The sequence below is a fragment of the Nocardioides ginsengisoli genome (assembly GCF_039537225.1).
Lineage (GTDB): Bacteria > Actinomycetota > Actinomycetes > Propionibacteriales > Nocardioidaceae > Nocardioides > Nocardioides ginsengisoli.
The window spans coordinates 30764-49914 of sequence record NZ_BAABAC010000025.1; the positions used below are offsets into that span (position 1 = coordinate 30764).

A 19151-nucleotide genomic window follows, 5' to 3' on the forward strand; every position below is an offset into this window, starting at 1 on the left:
ATGTCGGCTGTTCCGCGACCGATACGTCCGGTACGACGCGGCTACAGCTTCTCCACCGGCGCATACCGCAGCAGCAGCCGCTTCACCCCGTCCGACCCGAAGTCGATCGACGCGACCGACTTCTCCGCGGCCCCCTCGACCGCGACGACGGTGCCCAGCCCGAACGAGTCGTGCGTGACCTTGTCGCCCGGTGCGAGCACGGGAATCGGACGCGACGGCTTCGACTTGGCGGCGGCGTCGGCGCGCGCGGCGGCGGAGCTGAAGTTGCGGCGGCCGGCGGCGTTGGGGGCGCCGAGGCGGTTGCCGGAGTAGTCGTCCGAGGAGCCGTACGACGGCCGGGTCCAGCGGGTCTGGTCGGCCTCGGTACGGCGCCAGTCGACGAGGTCGATGGGGAGCTCGCCGAGGAAGCGCGAGCCCGGGTTGTGGGCGGGTGCGCCCCAGGCCGAGCGGACGACGGCGCGCGAGATGTAGAGGCGCTGGCGGGCGCGGGTGATGCCGACGTAGGCCAGGCGCCGCTCCTCCTCGAGCTCGGGCTTGTCGCCGAGCGCACGGGAGTGCGGGAAGACGCCGTCCTCGAGGCCGGTGAGGAAGACGACCGGGAACTCCAGGCCCTTGGCCGTGTGCAGCGTCATCAACGTGACCACGCCCTGGTCCTCGGGCGCGTCGGGGTCGGCTGCGTCATCGGCGGGCGCGTCGGGGATCTGGTCGGAGTCGGCGACGAGGGCGACCCGCTCGAGGAAGTCGGCGAGGCCGGGCTCGACCAGGCCGGCGTCGACGTCGGCGGGGTCGGCGGACGGCGCGGCGACGGGGTCCTCGGCGAACTCGCGCGCGACGGCGACGAGCTCGCCCAGGTTCTCGACGCGGGTGGCGTCCTGCGGGTCGTCGGATCCCTCGAGGCTGGCGAGGTAGCCGGAGCGGTCGAGCACCGTCTCCAGGACGACGTCGGGCCGCTCACCGGCCGCGACCATCTGCTGCAGCTCGACGACCATGGCGACGAAGCCCTCGATATTGGTCTGGCTGCGCGTGGCCAGACCGGGCGCCTCGGCGGCGCGCTGCAGCGCCTCCCAGAAGGTGATCCGCTCGCGGTCGGCGAACATCGTGATCGCGAGGACGGCGCGGTCGCCGATGCCGCGCTTGGGGGTGTTGAGGATCCGGCGCAGCGACACCTGGTCGTCGGGGTTGACCAGCATCCGCAGGTAGGCGAGCGCGTCACGGATCTCGCGCCGCTCGTAGAAGCGGACACCGCCGACGACCTTGTAGGGCAGGCCGGTGCGGATGAAGATCTCCTCGAACACCCGCGACTGCGCGTTGGTCCGGTAGAAGACGGCGACGTCGGAGGGCTTGAGCCCCTGGTCGGTCAGCGCGTCGATCTCGGTGGAGACGAAGCGCGCCTCGTCGTGCTCGGTGTCGGCGACGTAGCCGACGATCTTCTCGCCGTCGCCGGCGTCGGACCACAGCCGCTTCGGCTTGCGCCCCTCGTTGCGCTCGATGACCGCGTTGGCGGCGGTGAGGATGGTCTGGGTCGAGCGGTAGTTCTGCTCGAGCAGGATCGTCCGGGCGTCCGGGAAGTCCTTCTCGAAGTCCATGATGTTGCGGATGTCGGCGCCGCGGAAGGCGTAGATCGACTGGTCGGCGTCACCGACCACCATCAGCTCGGCGGGCGGCACCCGGTCGGCCGGCAGCCCGTCGAGCGTCGTCGGGTCGTGCTCCTCGAGGTCCTGGCCGCAGAGCTGGTGGATGAGCGCGTACTGCGCGTGGTTGGTGTCCTGGTACTCGTCGACCAGGATGTGCCGGAACCGCCGCCGGTAGGTCTCGCGGATCTCCGGCTTCAGCTGGAACAGCCGGACCGTCTCCATGATCAGGTCGTCGAAGTCGACGGCGTTGGCCTCGCGCAGCCGCCGCTGATAGGACTTGTACGCCGCGGCGTAGGTCTCGTCGATCGAGTTGCGCGCCTCGGCGGCGACCTCGTCGGGGCCGCGGAGCTCGTTCTTGTGGTTGCTGATCCAGTGCAGGATCGGCCCCGGCTGGAAGCGGCGCGGGTCGAGCTCCATGTCGCTGCAGACCAGCTGGATGAGCCGCTTCTGGTCCTGGGCGTCGTAGATCGAGAAGTTCGACTTCAGCCGCTCGTAGCCGAGGTGCTCGACCTCCTTGCGCAGGATCCGCACGCACGAGGAGTGGAAGGTGCTGACCCACATCATCCGCGCCCGGTTGCCGACCAGCTCGCTGACCCGCTCCTTCATCTCGGCCGCGGCCTTGTTGGTGAAGGTGATCGCGAGGATCGAGCCCGGGTGGGCCTTGCGGACCGCGATCAACCACGCGATCCGCCGGGTGAGCACCCGGGTCTTGCCGGAGCCGGCGCCGGCCACCACGAGGAGCGGGACGCCCTCGTGCCGGACTGCCTGCTGTTGCGGGTCGTTGAGCCCCTCGAGGAGCGTCTCTGCGGTGAGTGCCGTGGGCGTCGTAGTCATGCTCCGTCCAGGGTACGGCGTCGCACCGACGCCGTACCTCTCGGCGCGGTCAGCCGGCGACGATCAGCTGTGGACGGGCGACCACAGGACGGCGATGCAGACCTCGGCCACGGACAGCGCGAGCAGGCCCGCCCACAGCCCGTTGGGGATCTTCGGCTTGCGCAGGTTGGCCATCACCAGGACCAGCAGGACGAGGCCGATCACGAGCTTGACCGCGATCTTGGCGTGGTTGACGGTGACGCCGTCGGTGCCCTCGAGGACGCCGACGAGCAGCAGGCCCGCGAGGAACGCCGTCCCCACGCCGTCGCGCATCACGCCGGTGACCTTCTTCTCCCCCGGGCCGATCTGCGCGAGCAGGCCGCCGATCAGGGCCGAGAAGCCCAGGATGTGGAGGATGAGCAGGATCAGGCGCAGGGTCTCCATGGCCCGCACCCTAGCGGTCAGCGTCCGGTGGCGGTGAAGTGCTGGTAGTCCTGCAGCGACGTCCACGCGCCGCCCCAGCTCCAGCCGATCCGCGCGAACTCGCGCACGATCAGGTCGCCGGGGTGGATGATCCCGGGCTGGGTGCGCGTCCGGTCGAGGTACGCCGACGCGCGCTCGGGCAGCACCAGGTCGCCCTTGTGATAGGGGTTGAGGAACGGGTTGACGTCGATCGCCAGCCCGTAGGCGTGCGCCGACCACGCCGTCGTCCCCCGCGTCGCGCGACAGACCAGCGCGGCGGTGTCGTTGCCGTCGCCGGTGGGCGGCGCCTCGAGGTCGGCGGTCGTCGGCAGCCGCATCTCCTCGATCGGGTAGTCGGCCGCGAAGAGCGCACGGAACACCGACACCACGTCGGCCGCCCGGCTGCGCGCGAGCACCAGCTCGCCGGTGTGGGCCTTGCCGTCGAAGCCCCGGAAGGAGACGGTGACATAGGCCAGATCGGCCAGCCCGACCGGGCACGCGGGTGACCAGGACTCTCCCATCCGCTGCCGGATCGCGGCGGTCACCGGCCCGATGCTGGAGTGGAACCGGCCGTCGGCGGGCGGCGGGAGCCGGTCGGTCGTCGGGTAGCGCCGCACGCGCAGCGCCTTGGGGGTCGGCAGGATCTCGCCGAAGCCCTGGGCCGTCCGGGGCAGCACGTGCACGCCGAGCTGCCACGCCGAGTACGACGGGCCGTCGCTCGCCGGCGCGCTCGGGGTCGACGTGCTCGGGCTCGACGTGCTCGTGGCAGGGCTGCTGCTCGGCGGCGGGGCCGGCGTACTGGGCGCCGGCGAGCTCGAGACGGGCGCGGGCGCCGGCTGCCCGCTCGGCGCCGCCGTCTGCCCACACCCGGCGAGCAGCATCGCCGGAACCAGCGTCGCCGCGAGCAGCGCGGCGACCGGCCTCACAGCAGCCGCCGGTCCGAGGCCCATCGGGTCAGCTCGTGACGCGAGGACAGCTGCAGCTTGCGCAGCACCGACGACATGTGCGTCTCGACGGTCTTGATGGAGATGAAGAGCTCCTTGGCGACCTCCTTGTAGGAGTAGCCGCGGGCGATCAGGCGCATCACCTCGCGCTCGCGCTCGGTGAGCCGGTCGAGGTCCTCGTCGACGCTGGCGAGGTCGGCGGAGAGCCCGGCGCCGGCGAAGGCGTCGAGGACGAAGCCGGCCAGGCGCGGGGAGAAGACGGCGTCGCCGTCGGCGACCCGGGCGATCGCGTCGACGAGCTCGGGGCCGGTGATGGTCTTGGTGACATAGCCGCGGGCGCCGCCGCGGATGGTGCCGATGACGTCCTCGGCGGCGTCGGAGACCGAGAGCGCGAGGAAGCGGACGTCGGAGTCGTTGACGCGGCGGATCACCTCGACGCCGCCGCCCCCGGGCAGGTGCACGTCGAGGAGGACGACGTCGGGCCGGTGCGCGACGACCGCGGCGACGGCCTCGTCGACGTCGGCGGCCTCGGCCACCACGGCGACCCGGCCCGCGCCCGTCGTCCCCAGCTCGGCGCTGACGCCCCGTCGGAACATCGCGTGGTCGTCGACGACGACCACGCGCACCGGCTCACTCATGGGTCTCCTTCACGGTCTGGTCGGCATGATGGTCGGAACGGTGGTCGGCATGGTGGTCGAGGTGCAGGCGCACCTCGGTGCCCTCCCCCGGCGCGGACCGGATCTCGGCCCGTCCGCCGTGACGCTCCATGCGGTCGATGATGCTGCGCCGTACGCCGAGCCGGTCCTCCGGGGTGGCGTCCGGGTCGAAGCCGACGCCGCGGTCGCGGACGAAGACGTCGATGCCGGCGGGCGTGATCTCGGCGTAGACGTCGACCCGCGGGACGCCGGCGTGCTTGGCGGCGTTGGTCGTCGCCTCCCGCGCGGCCTGGACGATCGGGCGGGCGTGCTCGCCGTAGTCGCAGTCGCCCACGGCGACGACGTCGACGGTGATGCCGTAGGCGTCCTCGATCTCGGCGGCCGCGGCGCGCAGCGCGCTGGCGACGGTCGCCTCGTCGAGCGACTCGCCGGCGTAGAGCCAGGCCCGCAGGTCGCGCTCCTGGGCGCGGGCGAGGCGGGCGGCGTCGCCGGGGTTCTTCTGGATCAGGGCGAGGGTCTGCAGCACCGAGTCGTGCAGGTGGGCGGCGACGTCGGCGCGCTCCTGGGTGCGCACCCGCTCGGCGCGCTCGTCGCTGAGGTCGGACATCAGCCGGTAGACGAAGGGCCCGACCACGATCGCGATGCCACCGCAGGCCAGCAGGATCGCCAGCGTCGCGTCGCGGGCCACCGAGAGCGAGCCGTCGCGCAGCGTGAACAGCACCAGCGCCACCACGATGAGGAGGACGCCCGCGCCGATGCGCGCCCAGGCCGCCCAGCCGCCGCGGCCGACCACCAGCCGGACCGGGTCGACGCGCCCGGTGGCGTCGAGCCAGCGCTCGCGCTGCACCTCGTCGGCCTGGCGCCAGATCAGCGCGACGCCGACCACGGCGATGCCGACCGGCCAGAGCCACCAGCCGGTGCCGAGCAGCGCCTCGATCATGAAGACCGCGCCGATGCCGAGCACGCCCAGCGTGATCACCGGGCCGACGTCGGACAGTCGCCGGCCCCGGCGCCCGGGACGACGGCCGCCGCGCAGGGCGCTCTCGAGGCCGGGCGCGAGGTACTCCGGCGGCGGCCCGGCGGGCAGCATCACCCACAGGGCGGCGTACGCCATGATCCCGGAGCCGCCGACGACCGTGGCGATCACGAAGGCGGCCCGGACGGCGAGCACCGGCACGCCGAGGTGGGCGGCCAGACCGGACGCGACGCCGCCGATCATCGGCTCGCGCAGGTCGCGCCAGGCCCGCCGTACGTCGCGGGGCGGCGCCGGTGGAGCCGACAGGGTCGCAGTGCTGGTCATGATGGATCCATCGTCACACAGGGCCCCGCGCGTCAGCAGGGGGAAGGACCCTGAGCCGACCCTGATGCTCACCCCCGGGGGATGCGGCAGGATCAGGGCTGTCCCCGATGGTCCGGACGACCGCCACCCACCAGGCTTGAGGACATGAACGCACCGACCGACACCGAGCAGCCCGAGCCGCGTGACTCCGGCCCCCGCGTGACCCGTGACGAGGTCCGCGACCTCGCACGACTGCGCCGCAGCCGCGACGACCGCAAGGTCGCCGGTGTCGCCGCCGGCATCGCGCGCCACCTCGACATCGACCCGCTGCTGGTGCGCATCGCGTTCGTGATCCTGACCTTCTTCGGCGGCGGCGGACTCATCCTGTACGCCGTGTGCTGGCTCTTCGTGCCCGAGGAGGGCACCGAGGACACGGTGATCCGCGTCGACGAGGGCATCCGCACCGCGGCGCTGATCATCGGCGGCGTGGTCGCCATCGCCTCGGTCATCGGCGACACCGTCGGCGGACCGGGCTTCCCGTGGCCGATGCTCGCGATCGGCGGGATCGTGATCCTCGTCCTCGCCGGCAAGAACGCCATCAAGCCCGGCGGTCCACCGCACCCGTGGCTGCGCACGCCCCCACCCCCGCCACCGGCATCCGGCGCGCCTGAGTCTGGCGAGCCGGTCACCTACTCGGCCTACCGCAGCACGCCGCCGGCGTACCGCCGTCCGCGCGACCCGCGCCGCCGCGGCCCGCTGCTCTTCCCGTTCGCGTTCGCCCTGGCCGTGCTCGGCGTCGGCACGCTCGCCACCCTCGACCTGGCCGGCGTCCGGGTCATCCCGTCGGCCTACCCTGCGACCGTCCTCGGCGTCGTCGGCGTGATGCTCCTCGTCGGTGCCTTCTACGGCCGGGCCGGCGGCCTGATCCTCATCGGCCTGCTCGCGGCCGGTGCCACGGCGATCACGTCGGTCGCCGACAACACCGACATCGGGCAGACCAAGCCGACGCTCGAGCACGCCTCGCAGCTGCTGCCGTCCTACGAGCTCGGGGTGGGTGAGATCGTCATCGACCTGCGCGGCATCAAGGACCTGCCCGACCTGAACGACCGCACCCTCACCCTCGACCTCGACGTGGGCCACATCGAGGTGATCGTCCCCAAGGAGGGCCTCAACGTGCAGGTCACGGGCGACGTCGACGCCGGCGAGATCCTGATGTTCGGCAAGAACCGCGGCGACCGCACCGCCCATGGCAGCTACGGCTCCTCCCCCACCGACCCGACCCTGACCATCGACGCCGACATGAAGCTCGGCCAGATCGAGTTCCGGAGCGCAGCATGAGCACCTTCGACGACACCACGGCCTTCGCCGAGCAGCCTCCGCCCCCGCGGCGCCGCAGCGGCATCCACCCCGTCAACACCGGCCACCTGGTGATGGGCGTCGCCCTCTCCGGACTGGTCGTGGTGTGGGCGCTGCTGTCCAGCGACACCGTCCAGCTGGACAACGCGCGCTGGATCCTGCCGCTGCCGTGGCTGGTCGGCGGCGCCGTGGGCGTGATCGCCTCACTCCTGCGCGGGCGCCGGTACGACGAGCAGGACGGGGACCAGCCCTGGGACCACCAGGCGTGGAGCCGGCAGCCGTGGGACCAGCAGCCCTGGGACCAGCAGCCCTGGAATCACGACAAGCGGATGCAGGGGTGGCAGTGACGCTCCCCGCGCTGACCGGCCTCACCTCGCTCCCCGCCGTGGAGCACCCCGACCTCGTCGCCGCGCCCGTCGCGGCGGCGTTGTCGCGCTGGCCGGGCGCGGAGCGGATCGCGGTCGTCGAGATCGACCCCGAGCTCGCCGACACGGCCGCGATGAGCGCGGCGTACGACGTCCCGATGGCCGCCGGCGCCAACTGCGTGCTGATCGCGGGCAAGCGCGAGGGCGACGAGCGGATCGCCGCCTGCCTGGTGCGCGCCGACACCCGCGCCGACGTCAATCACACGGTGAAGCGGCTGCTCGACGTCCGCAAGCCGTCGTTCCTGCCGCTGGAGCGGGCGGTGGCCGAGTCCGGCATGGAGTACGGCGGCATCACGCCCGTCGGCCTGCCGGCGGGCTGGCGGCTGCTGGTCGACGCGCGGGTGCCGGAGATGGAGCTGGCCGTGATCGGCTCGGGGCTGCGCCGCTCCAAGCTCCTCGTGCCCGGGGACCTGTTCGCGCTGGCGCCCGGGGCCGAGGTGGTCGAGGGGCTGGCCGGCTGACCATGTAACTCGGTGTCCGTGGATCTACCACGGCGCTGTGACACGTCACAGCACCGTGGTAGATGTTGTAACACCGAGTTACAAGCCCGCTCGGGGACGACGCTCAGTGCCCCCCGAGCCCGGTCACCCGGATGCCCGAGTGGGTCTTGTACTTGCGGTTGATCGAGATCAGCACCGCGGTGAACGGCTCGAGCACCCGCGCGAGCCGCAGCTTGCCGCCGTCGACGCCCGGGCGGCCGGTGACGGACGCGGCGAGGTCGATCGCGACCTGCTTGCCCTCGACCGAGTCGCCGACGACGATGACGTCCTCGTCGAGGAACTCGTCGTCGCCCCAGAGCGCGGGCGCGGCGACATTGTGGAAGGCGCCGACGATGGTCGCGCCGGGCACCAGCTCGGCGGCCGACTCGGCGGCCGAGCCCTCGCCGCCGTTGATGACGCGGCCGTGGGCGCCGCGCTTGTCGAAGGCGAGCGGGTTGACGCACGAGATGACGGTCTTGCCGTCGAGCGCGCCACCCTCGGCGAGGGAGGCGACCAGCTCGTCGTGGCCGTCGTACGGCACGGCCAGCAGGACGACGTCGGCGGCCGCGATCGCGTCGGCGTTGGCCGCGCCGGTGGCCTTGCCGGCACCGGGGACGGAGGCCAGGCGCTCGGTCACCTCGGCGGCGACGGCCTCGGCCTTCTCGGCCGCGCGCGAGCCGAGCACGATGTCGTGCCCGTGGCGGGCGAAGCGGTAGCCGAGGCCCTTGCCCTGGGGGCCCGTGCCGCCGATGACGGCGACGGTGTAGCGGGCGGGCTCGGTGGTGGTGGGGTCAGAAGTCACGGACACCTCCTATCACGATCACCCCGGTCGGGGTCTCGGGCCGTCTCACGGGCGTCCACCATGGACATTGTGACAGTATTACTGTCACAGTTGCGCTGCTGCGCAGGGCACCGCCCCTGCCACCCCGTCGCACCGGCCCGCTCGGGCCAGAAGGGACTGCCATGAAGCTCTCGATGCCCCTCGTCTACGCGGGCAACCCGCGCGAGTCGGCCGACCAGGTCGTCGCGCTGGAGAAGGCCGGGCTCGACACCGTCTGGGTGGCGGAGCCGTACGGCTTCGACGCCCCGACCCTGATGGGCTACCTCGCCGCCAAGACCGAGACGGTCGAGATCGGCGCCGGGATCCTCAACATCTACTCCCGCACGCCGGGCGCCCTGCTGCAGACCGCCGCCGGCCTCGACAACGTCTCCGCAGGCCGTGCGGTGCTCGGCCTCGGCGCCTCCGGGCCGCAGGTGATCGAGGGCTTCCACGGCGTCCCCTACGACCGCCCGCTGACCCGCACCCGTGAGCTGATCGAGGTGCTCCGGATGGGCCTGCGCGGCGAGCGCCTCGACTTCCAGGGCAAGACCATCCAGGTCCCGCTGCCCGCGGGCCAGGGGCTCGGCCTCGGCAAGCCGCTCAAGCTGCTCAACCGCCCCGAGCGCGCCGACCTGCCGATCTGGGTCGCGGCCCTCGGCGACAAGAACGTCGCGATGACCGCCGAGGTCGCCGACGGCTGGCTGCCCTTCCTCTACTACCCCGAGAAGGCGAAGGAGGTCTGGGGCGACGCCCTGGCCCGCGGCGCCGCGAAGCGCTCGGCCGACCTCGGCCCGCTGCAGATCTCGGCCGGCGGCATGGTCGCCATCGGCGAGGGCCCCGAGACCAAGGCGCTGCTCGACTTCATGCGCCCGATCTACGCCCTCTACGTCGGCGGCATGGGCGCGCGCGACAAGAACTTCTACAACCAGCTGGCCTGCGAGTACGGCTTCGAGAAGGAGGCCAAGGAGATCCAGGACCTCTACCTCTCCGGCAAGAAGAAGGAGGCCGAGGCGCTGGTCCCGCTCGAGTGGCTGGAGGCGGGCAACCTGGTCGGCCCGGCGTCGTACGTCCAGGAGCGGATCGCGGCCTTCCGCGAGTCCGGCGTGACCAATCTTTCCGTGACCCCCGCGTCGGACGATCCCGCCGCGACCATCGCACAGATCAAGGAGTGGGTGAGCTGATGCCCGAGCGTCCCAGCATTCTCGAGACCGAGCACGAGGACTTCCGCGCCACGGCGCGGACCTTCCTCGAGCGGGAGGTCGTGCCGCACCACGAGCAGTGGGAGAAGGACGGCATGGTCGACCGCGAGATCTGGCGCAAGGCCGGTCGCACGGGGCTGCTCGGGTTCGACGTACCCGAGGAGTACGACGGCCCCGGCATCCGCGACTTCCGCTACAACATGGTCCTCACCGAGGAGATCGCCCGCGTCGGCGCGAGCGGCCTCGGCTTCGCGCTGCACAACGACATCACCGTGCCCTACCTGGTCGCCCTCGCCAACGACGAGCAGAAGGCGCGCTGGCTGCCCGGCACCGTCTCCGGCGACCTGGTCACCGCGATCGCGATGACCGAGCCGGGCGCCGGCTCCGACCTGCAGGGCATCCGGACGACCGCCGTCGACAAGGGCGACCACTACGTCCTCAACGGCTCGAAGACCTTCATCACCAACGGCATCCACGCCGACCTGGTCATCGTCGTGGCCCGCACCAACGCCGACGCGGGCGCCCACGGCATCAGCCTGTTGGTCGTCGAGAGCGGCATGGAGGGCTTCACCCGCGGCCGCAACCTCGACAAGCTCGGCCTCAAGGCGCAGGACACCGCCGAGCTGAGCTTCGACAACGTCGTCGTGCCGAAGGCCAACCTGCTCGGCGAGGAGGGGCAGGGCTTCATCTACCTGATGCAGAACCTCCCCCAGGAGCGGGTCTCGATCGCCACCATCGCGATCGCGGCGATCGAGCACGTGCTCGACCTGACCCTCGACTACGTCAAGACCCGCGAGGCCTTCGGCAAGCCGATCGGCAAGTTCCAGAACACCCGGTTCGTGCTCGCCGAGATGGCGACCGAGGCGTACGTCGCCCGGACCTTCGTCAACCACTGCGTCGAGATGCTCAACGCCGGCCAGGTCGACACCTCGCTCGCGTCGATGGCGAAGTGGTGGACGACCGAGCTGCAGAAGAAGATCGTCGACCAGGGCCTGCAGATGCACGGCGGCTACGGCTACATGCTGGAGTACCCGATCGCGAAGGCCTACGCCGACACCCGGATCCAGACGATCTACGGCGGCACCACCGAGATCCAGAAGGAGATCATCGGCCGCTTCCTCGGCCTCTGACTCCGACTCTCCCCGATATTTTCACCGATATTTTCACCGATATATTTCACCGATATATTTCACCGATATGTGGTCGCATTCGGCGCGATAGCCGCTCGCTCGACGGCCCCGGGATGTCACATCCTGGGGCCGTCCGGTGTCGAAGGAGCGCGGGTTCGTTCGTCGTACGGGCGAAAGTTCCCGTGCGGCGATGAATCAGGGGCGATCTCAGGGTCGGACCCGGAGGAATCCCGATGCCACCGCCCCCGGCCCGAGTGAAGAGTGAGAGCCATGCACCGTCAGATCGCCGGCAAGCTGACCGGCCCCGTCACGAAATGGATCGTCCTGCTCGTCGTCTTGGTGGCGGCGGGTGGACTCGGCGGCTTCGCCGGCAAGCTGACCGACGTCCAGGACAACGAGGCGTCGTCCTGGCTCCCGGCCAGCGCGGAGTCGACCAAGGCGTTCAAGGAGCTGGAGAAGATCCAGGACACCCAGGACGTCACCACCACCGTCGTCTACTACCGCAAGGGCGGCCTCACCGACGCCGACCTCGCGGCCATCAACAGTCAGGGCGCCGAGATCGCGAAGGTCCGCGGCGTCGTCAAGCGCGGCAACGACCAGTTGCCCGCGGTGATCACGCCCGCGATCGCCGCCGGCATCGCCGCCCAGAGCCCCGACGCGGCCAAGGCGCTCGGCCCGTTCGTGTCGAGCGACGGCACGGTCGCGAAGGTCGAGCTGACCCAGAACTTCGGCGACAAGCTCTGGTACGAGCTGCCGAAGACCGCGAAGGACATCCGAAAGCTGAGCGCCATCGACGGCGTGCAGGTCTACGTCGCCGGCTTCGGCGGAAGCATCGCCGACCAGGCGTCGATCTTCACCTCCTTCGACGGCAAGCTGCTGTTCATCACGCTCGGCGTGGTGATCCTGATCCTGCTGTTCACCTATCGCAGCCCGATCCTGTGGCTGCTGCCCATCTTCTGCGCCGCGGTCAGTCTCGGCATCTCGATGGGCCTGCTCTACCTGCTCGCCAAGTACGCCGGCCTGACCGTCAACGGGCAGACCCAGTTCATCCTCACCGTGCTGGTGATCGGCGCCGGCACCGACTACGCGCTGCTGCTCATCGCCCGCTACCGCGAGGAGCTGCGCCGCCACGAGAACCGCCACGAGGCGATGGCGTTCGCGCTGCACCGCGCGGCGCCGGCGATCTTCGCCAGCTCGGCCACGGTCGTGGTCGGCCTGCTCTGCCTGCTGTTCGCCGAGCTCAACTCGACGGCGGGCCTGGGCCCGGCCAACGCGATCGGCGTCGCGGTCACGTCCGTCGTGATGATGACGCTGCTGCCGGCACTGCTGGTGATCTGCGGACGCTGGATCTTCTGGCCGCAGCGGCCGACCTACGGCTCGTCCGAGCCGACCGCCGCGGGCTTCTGGGCCAAGGTCGGCGACACCGTCTCCCGCCGTCCCCGTGCGGTCTGGCTGGTCACCGGCGGCGTGCTGCTCCTGCTCTGCCTGGGCGCGCTGCGGCTCGACACCGCGGGCCTGGCGAGCGACGACACCTACACCAAGAAGGTCGACTCGGTCACCGGCCAGAAGGTCATGCAGGAGCACGGGCTGGTCGACGCCACCTCGCCGATCCAGGTCGTCACCAAGGCCGACCAGGCCGACGCCGTCCGGCAGGCGATGAGCGGCGTCGACGGCGCCGCCGACCCGTCCGACCCGTTCGTCGTGGGCGACCTCGCCCTCATCACGGCCAACCCGACGAACCCCGACCCGCTGAGCACCGAGGCGTTCGACGCCGTCCGGTCGATGCGGGACGCCGTCCACGCGGTGCCGGGCGCCGATGCCAAGGTCACCGGATCGTCGGCGCTGACGCTCGACGTCGAGCACGCCAACTCGCGTGACAGCAAGGTGATCGTGCCGATCGTCCTGGTGGCGGTGTTCCTGATCCTGATGCTGCTGCTCCGGGCGCTCCTGGCCCCGCTGCTGCTGATCGGGACCGTGATCCTGTCGTTCGCCGCGGCCTTCGGCCTCTCGGGGCTGGTGTTCGACTTCATCTACGGCCACCACCACACCGACTCGGGCTATCCGCTGATGGCGTTCGTCTTCCTGGTCGCCCTGGGCATCGACTACAACATCTTCTTGATGACCCGGGTCCGCGAGGAGGCGCTCGTCCACGGCACCCGCCGCGGCAGCCTGATCGCGCTCTCCTCGACAGGCGGCGTGATCACCTCGGCCGGATTCGTCCTCGCCGCCACCTTCGCGGCGCTGGCGACGATGCCACTGGTGTTCACCCTGCAGCTCGGCACGACGATCGCGCTCGGCGTCCTGCTCGACACGATGATCGTCCGCTCGGTCCTGGTCACCGCGCTCAACCTCGACCTGGGCGGCAAGATCTGGTGGCCGAGCCGCCTCGACCGCGGCCCCGGCAGCACGGACACCGCCGCGCCCGAGGCACCCGAGGCCGACCGCGTGCCGGCCGGGGTTTGAGCAGGGCGCACGCTGCCTACGATGCTCCTGCGGGCCGACCCGGCCGCCCGCAGGAGCAGAGGGGTACGACGTGAGCCAGCCGCCGACACTGGGACCGCCGCCTGCCTGGCGCCCGCCGAGCCCGCCCCCGCGGCCCGGCCCGCCCGGACCCCCGCAGGGCCCGCCGCCCGGCTGGGGGCCGCCGGCGTTCCCGCCGCCGCCGCGCCGGCGTCGTACCGGGCTGATCGTGGCCGGCGCCCTCGCCCTCGTCCTGGTCGCCGGCCTGGCCGTCGGCGGCTGGCTCTACGCCACCGGCCGGCTCGGCTTCGGCCCGCTCAGCGCGGCCGACGAGGACGCCGCCCAGGCCATCGCCGACGGTGTCGACACCCCCGCCTGGGCCGACGACGACCAGGTCGGCTGCGCGGCCGACGACCTGGTCCGCGAGCACCGCTCCGGCGGCCTCGAGAAGCGCGGGATCGTCTCCCACGAGGGCGACGCGTGGTCCTACACCGCGCAGTGGCGGGCCGCCGACGCCACGGCCTTCTACGCGGGCATCCTCGACTGCGCCGACGACTGGGCCGACCGGGTCGGCAAGGAGTGGAAGATCGACGACACCTCCTGTCTCGACGACATCGGCAGCGCCACGATCGGCGCCTTCTTCGCGCAGCAGGCGCTGCCGCTGGCCGACGGCGAGAAGTACGACGACGCCGACCGCGACGACGCCGTGAAGGCGCTCGACAAGTGCTACCTGAAGCAGCCGGCGCCGCCGGGCGCACGGGTGGCGAGCGGCTACCGCTCAGTGAAGTTCGTGCTCAAGCCGGCGCCGGCCGACGGGCCGGGCGAGCTCACGCTCAACACCGGCGGCGACGGCGCCTGGACGGCCCTCGCCGGCACCACGGCCGAGGTCGACACCGAGGAGGGCGGCAGGCGCGGGTGCCTGCAGGCGCAGACCGTGGCGACGTACCCGTGGGGCTCGACCGCCCACGCCGAGGCGCAGTTCTGCGGCGAGGCCAAGCCGAAGCGGATCTGGTGGACGCGCGCTAAGTGCACCCGCGAGGCGGGCTGCTCCGCCTTCCAGCTGCACTACGAGGGCTTCCGCGACTTCGCGCAGGTGCGGGCGACGTACACGAGCAACGGCGGCAGCTGCCTGTCGACCAGCGGCAGCTGCACCGACACCGTCTCCGCCGTCCCCGGCGGTCGCGGGACGGTCGTCACGTGGACCTTCCCCGGGTCCTACCACGGCGCCTTCGTGGCGCGGGTCGGCTCACTGAAGGCCCGGATCCCCAACTGATCCCCGCCCGGATCGTTCGGGTCCTGATGGACGGACGTCCGATGAGTGAGTAGAACTTGTTCTACCTCAACCCTGCAGGCGTTAGCCTTGTGCCGATGTCCGAGCCGACCCCCACGCCCCCGACGCCCCAGCAGGTACGACGCGCCCTGGCGCGCGCGGAGCGCGGAGCCGCGCTCGACGTGGCCGAGGCGGCAGCGCTGCTCGCCGCGACCGGCGAGGAGCTGGACCGGCTGACCGCGGCGGCGGCCAAGGTCCGCGACGCCGGGCTGGTCGCCGCCGGCCGCGAGGTCGACGGCCGGGGGCTGGTGACCTACTCCCCCAAGGTGTTCATCCCGATCACCAAGCTGTGCCGCGACCGGTGCCACTACTGCACCTTCGTCGAGACACCTCAAAGTGGGCGCAGGCAGGCGGCGCGGGAGGGCCGTGCTGATTGGTCGCCGTACCTGTCGCCGGACGAGATCCTCGACATCGCCCGCCAGGGCGCCGAGCTCGGCTGCCTGGAGGCGCTGTTCACCCTAGGCGACCGCCCCGAGGACCGGTGGCCCGAGGCGCAGGAGTGGCTCGACGAGCAGGGCTACGACTCGACGCTGGCCTACATCCGGGCGATGGCGATCCGGGTGCTCGAGGAGACCGGGCTGCTGCCCCACCTCAACCCCGGCGTGATGTCGTGGGAGGAGCTCAACCGGCTCAAGCCGGTCTCGCCGTCGATGGGGATGATGCTCGAGACAACCTCCCGGCGGCTGTACGAGACCAAGGGCCTGGCCCACTACGGCTCGCCCGACAAGGACCCCGAGGTCCGGCTCCGGGTCCTCGAGGACGCCGGCCGGCTCGGCATCCCGTTCACCACCGGCCTCCTGGTCGGCATCGGCGAGACCCTCGAGGAGCGCGCGGAGGCGATCTTCGCGCTGCGGGCGACCTCCCGCGCCTACGGCGCCGTCCAGGAGGTCATCGTCCAGAACTTCCGCGCCAAGCCCGACACCGCGATGCGCCACGTCGACGACCTCGACCTGGCCGAGTACCGCGCGGCGATCGCGGTCACCCGCCTCGTCCTCGGCCCGAAGGCCCGGATCCAGGCCCCGCCCAACCTGGTCGACCACTCAGTCGGCGCAGAGGAGTGCCGCGCCCTGCTCGACGCCGGCGTCGACGACTGGGGCGGCGTCTCCCCGCTCACGCCCGACCACGTCAACCCCGAGCGGCCCTGGCCCTCGCTCGACCGACTCCGCTCGATCACCGCGGCCTGCGGCTTCGAGCTGCGGGCGCGGCTGACCGTGCACCCGGAGTACGTCCGCGGCTCGCTCGAGCGTGGTGAGGCGTGGATCGACCCGCGCCTGCACGCCCACGTCGCCGCCCTCGCGGGCCCGGACGGCCTCGCGATCCCCGAGGTCCGGCCCACCGGGCTGCCGTGGCAGGAGCCCGACGGCGGCTTCGACGCCGTTCATGGCCGCGGACGCACCGACCTCCACGCCGCCGTCGACACCGAGGGCCGCACCGACGACCGCCGCAGCGACTTCGGCTCGGTCTACGGCGACTGGGCCGCCGTCGGCGAGGCCGCGCAGATCACCTCCCAGATCGACGCCGCCCCCGCCGTCCTGCACGCCGAGGGCGGCGACGCCCTGCGCGCCGCCGAGGCAGCCGCCGCAACCGGCCTGGTCGACCTGTCCGACGAGCACGCGCTCACCCTGATGACCGCCGAGGGCGACCTGCTCCGCGAGGTGGTGCGGCTCGCCGACGAGCTGCGCAAGCAGGCGGTCGGCGACGACGTCACCTACGTCGTCAACCGGAACATCAACTTCACCAACGTCTGCTACGTCGGCTGCCGGTTCTGCGCGTTCGCGCAGCGTCGTACCGACGCCGACGCCTACTCCCTGTCCTACGCCGAGGTCGCCGACCGCGCCCAGGAGGCCTGGGACCTCGGCGCGACCGAGGTCTGCATGCAGGGCGGCATCGACCCCGAGCTCCCCGCGTCGGCGTACTTCGACATCGCCGCCGCCGTCAAGCAGCGGGTGCCGGACATGCACGTCCACGCCTTCTCCCCGATGGAGGTCGTCAACGGCACCGCCCGCACCGGCCTGTCGATCGAGGACTTCCTGATCAAGGCCCGCGAGTCCGGCCTCGGCTCCCTGCCCGGCACCGCCGCGGAGATCCTCGACGACGAGGTCCGCTGGGTGCTCACCAAGGGCAAGCTCCCCGCCCGGACCTGGATCGAGATCGTCTCCACCGCCCACCGGATCGGCCTGCCGACCACGAGCACGATGATGTACGGCCACGTCGACAACCCACGCCACTGGGTCGGTCACCTCAACGTCCTCAAGGGCATCCAGGACACCGCCCGCGCGAACGGCGACAGCGGGTTCACCGAGTTCGTTCCCCTGCCGTTCGTGCACACGTCCGCGCCGATCTACCTGGCCGGCGTGGCCCGCCCCGGCCCGACCCTGCGCGACAACCTCGCCGTCCACGCGATGGCCCGGATCCTGCTCCACGGCCGCATCGACAACATCCAGACCTCCTGGGTCAAGCTCGGCATCGACGGCACCCGCGCCATGCTCAACGCCGGCGCCAACGACCTCGGCGGCACCCTCATGGAGGAGACCATCTCCCGGATGGCCGGCTCCGAGCACGGCTCCGCCAAGACCGTCGCCGAGCTCGAGGAGATCGGCGCCGGCATCGACCGTCCGGTCCGCGAGCGCACCACCCTGTACGGCGTGCCGCCCGCGCGCTGACCCGCGGCCGGCCGCCGGACGCCCGTCGGGCGCAGGGTAAAGCGTTGCCGGATCCGCTCGCGGCGGACCCGTCCGGCCCCTATCCTCGTGCCGCTCCACGAGGAAGGCGGCGTCCGATGACCCGAAGCAGCGTGCGTGAGATCCGGCTCCCGATGACCGTGGTGTTCGCCGGGTCGGCGGGGCTCTCGCTGATCCTGTTCAGCGCGCTCGCGCTCGCCGGCGTCAACCTCGGCACCAATCTCAGCATCGTGGGGCTGTTCCTGGCGCTGCTGCTGCCGCTGGGCCTGGAGATCCGCAACCGCTCCTCGCGTCCGCGCAAGGTGTGCATCATCGACTACCGGACGCACCACTTCGGGCAGGGCATCGCGTCGAGCATCGTCAAGAGCCTGCGCAACGACCGTGCGGAGTGGGAGACCGAGATCCTGGTGCCGGGCGACCACGACAACGCCGTCCAGTGGCAGATCCGGCAGCTGCAGTCGGCGATCATCAACGCGGTCGACGCCGTCGTCATCCTGCCGGCCGGCGACGAGGACGACCTCTGGCACGCGATGGCGGCGGTGACCCGCAGCGGATGCTTCATGGTGGCTGTCGACAGCAAGCCGCCCAACAGCGTGTTCCGGCGGATCAACGTCGAGCCGCCGCGGTTCGTGTCCGCGAAGTACAGCGCCACCGGCACCGAGATCGCCGGCTGGCTGCAGCCCTGGCTCGCCGCCGACCGGCAGCGCTCGGCGCTGCTCTGGGTCGGCCCCACGGGCAGCTGGCCGGGCGAGGAGCGCAGCCGCAATGTCGTCTACCCGCTGCTGGTCGCCGGCCACGCCGCCCAACTGCACCTGATGACACTGTCCGACTGGGCGCCCGATCCGGTGCGCTGCGCCGAGACGCTGGCGTGGATCCGCCGGCAGCCCGGGGAGTGCGCCGTCTACTGCGCCGACGACGAGAACGCCCTCGCCCTGCACCTGCTCTGCATCTCGCAGAGCCCCGAGCTGCGCAGCCGGGTCACGATCATCGGCTGCAACGCCGCGGCCGACGAGTGGGGCAACGTCCCCGTCCTCGACATGCACGCGGCCGACGTGACCATCGACATCCAGGTCCGCGAGCAGGGCAAGGCCGTGGCGCAGATGCTCGTGCGCGAGCGCCGCGGCAAGCTGTCGAGCGGCGAGCGCAGCGTGTTCATCAAGCCCAAGGTCGTGCTCGGTAGCGAGACCGACGGGTGGCTCAACCGGGTCATGCGCCGCCAGCAGGGCGCCGTCGCACCCGCCGACGCCCTCGACGCCGCCGACGCCGCCGACGCCGCCGACGCCGCCGACGCCGCCGCCGGGGGGCCGCTCACGGCCGCGAAGGAGCCCGCCGGCGCCGACGTGCTCCCGCTCGGGGTCAACCACGTCGCCGTCCCCGCCGCGGACGTGTGAGGCTTTACCTGGCATTGCCGGATTCGGGGCGCGGACCTCGCGCGCCGGCCCTATGCTCGGCGCGCTCCGGTTGTCATCCATGGGGGGAGACA

General features: G+C 71.9%; 15 protein-coding genes. 9 read left to right on the top strand and 6 right to left on the bottom strand.

The features are described 5' to 3' along the window. Positions 1–41: 41 nt before the first annotated feature. The 5 genes from pcrA to AB4880_RS14985 all read right to left on the bottom strand — a co-directional run bounded on the left by pcrA (position 42) and on the right by AB4880_RS14985 (position 5809). The gene (gene pcrA / locus AB4880_RS14965; RefSeq protein ID WP_367920017.1) at positions 42–2468 is read right to left on the bottom strand and encodes a DNA helicase PcrA; all 2427 of its coding nucleotides are present in this window, start codon (positions 2466–2468) and stop codon (positions 42–44) included. Between the two features lie 63 nt (positions 2469–2531). Continuing rightward, positions 2532–2891 carry a hypothetical protein gene (locus AB4880_RS14970; protein ID WP_367920018.1) on the bottom strand — a complete coding sequence of 120 codons (360 nt, stop codon included), beginning with the start codon at positions 2889–2891 and terminating at the stop codon, positions 2532–2534. A gap of 17 nt (positions 2892–2908) precedes the next feature. Further along, on the bottom strand, positions 2909–3835 hold the full coding sequence (locus tag AB4880_RS14975) for a M15 family metallopeptidase (RefSeq protein WP_367920019.1): 927 nt from the start codon (positions 3833–3835) through the stop codon (positions 2909–2911). After that, positions 3832–4491, bottom strand: a complete 660-nt coding sequence (locus AB4880_RS14980; protein WP_367920020.1) for a LuxR C-terminal-related transcriptional regulator — start codon at positions 4489–4491, stop codon at positions 3832–3834. Before AB4880_RS14980 ends, AB4880_RS14975 begins: the two co-directional genes overlap by 4 nt. Beyond that, positions 4484–5809 (bottom strand): ATP-binding protein, encoded by a 1326-nt coding sequence (locus AB4880_RS14985; protein ID WP_367920021.1) that lies wholly within the window; start codon positions 5807–5809, stop codon positions 4484–4486. The genes AB4880_RS14980 and AB4880_RS14985 overlap by 8 nt, the downstream gene beginning before the upstream one ends. 144 nt (positions 5810–5953) lie before the next feature. Between AB4880_RS14985 and AB4880_RS14990 the strand changes: the two genes are divergently transcribed. Genes AB4880_RS14990 through AB4880_RS15000 form a run of 3 tightly spaced genes read left to right on the top strand, consistent with a single transcriptional unit; the run spans position 5954 to position 8030 of the window. Continuing rightward, entirely contained in the window at positions 5954–7126 is a 1173-nt protein-coding gene (locus tag AB4880_RS14990) for a PspC domain-containing protein (protein ID WP_367920022.1), read from the top strand. Further along, a complete protein-coding gene (locus AB4880_RS14995) occupies positions 7123–7491 on the top strand; it encodes a hypothetical protein (RefSeq protein ID WP_367920023.1) in 369 nt (122 codons plus the stop codon). Before AB4880_RS14990 ends, AB4880_RS14995 begins: the two co-directional genes overlap by 4 nt. Further along, positions 7488–8030: a YbaK/EbsC family protein gene (locus AB4880_RS15000; protein ID WP_367920167.1), complete on the top strand. Its 543-nt coding sequence runs from the start codon at positions 7488–7490 to the stop codon at positions 8028–8030. Before AB4880_RS14995 ends, AB4880_RS15000 begins: the two co-directional genes overlap by 4 nt. A gap of 103 nt (positions 8031–8133) precedes the next feature. Here the strand turns inward: AB4880_RS15000 and npdG are convergent, their stop codons facing one another. Then, positions 8134–8850 carry an NADPH-dependent F420 reductase gene (gene npdG, locus AB4880_RS15005; RefSeq protein ID WP_367920024.1) on the bottom strand — a complete coding sequence of 239 codons (717 nt, stop codon included), beginning with the start codon at positions 8848–8850 and terminating at the stop codon, positions 8134–8136. A gap of 161 nt (positions 8851–9011) precedes the next feature. Here npdG and AB4880_RS15010 point away from each other — a divergent pair, with 161 nt between their 5' ends. From AB4880_RS15010 to AB4880_RS15035, 6 genes are all read left to right on the top strand, one after another. Beyond that, on the top strand, positions 9012–10049 hold the full coding sequence (locus tag AB4880_RS15010; protein WP_367920025.1) for an LLM class F420-dependent oxidoreductase: 1038 nt from the start codon (positions 9012–9014) through the stop codon (positions 10047–10049). After that, positions 10049–11197: an acyl-CoA dehydrogenase family protein gene (locus AB4880_RS15015; protein WP_367920026.1), complete on the top strand. Its 1149-nt coding sequence runs from the start codon at positions 10049–10051 to the stop codon at positions 11195–11197. The genes AB4880_RS15010 and AB4880_RS15015 overlap by 1 nt, the downstream gene beginning before the upstream one ends. Positions 11198–11467: 270 nt before the next feature. Further along, the gene (locus tag AB4880_RS15020) at positions 11468–13660 is read left to right on the top strand and encodes an MMPL family transporter (protein WP_367920027.1); all 2193 of its coding nucleotides are present in this window, start codon (positions 11468–11470) and stop codon (positions 13658–13660) included. Between the two features lie 70 nt (positions 13661–13730). Continuing rightward, on the top strand, positions 13731–14930 hold the full coding sequence (locus tag AB4880_RS15025; protein ID WP_367920028.1) for a hypothetical protein: 1200 nt from the start codon (positions 13731–13733) through the stop codon (positions 14928–14930). Between the two features lie 95 nt (positions 14931–15025). Continuing rightward, a complete protein-coding gene (locus tag AB4880_RS15030; RefSeq protein WP_367920029.1) occupies positions 15026–17650 on the top strand; it encodes a bifunctional FO biosynthesis protein CofGH in 2625 nt (874 codons plus the stop codon). Positions 17651–17766: 116 nt separating this feature from the next. Continuing rightward, positions 17767–19059, top strand: a complete 1293-nt coding sequence (locus tag AB4880_RS15035; protein WP_367920030.1) for a hypothetical protein — start codon at positions 17767–17769, stop codon at positions 19057–19059. Positions 19060–19151: the final 92 nt, after the last annotated feature.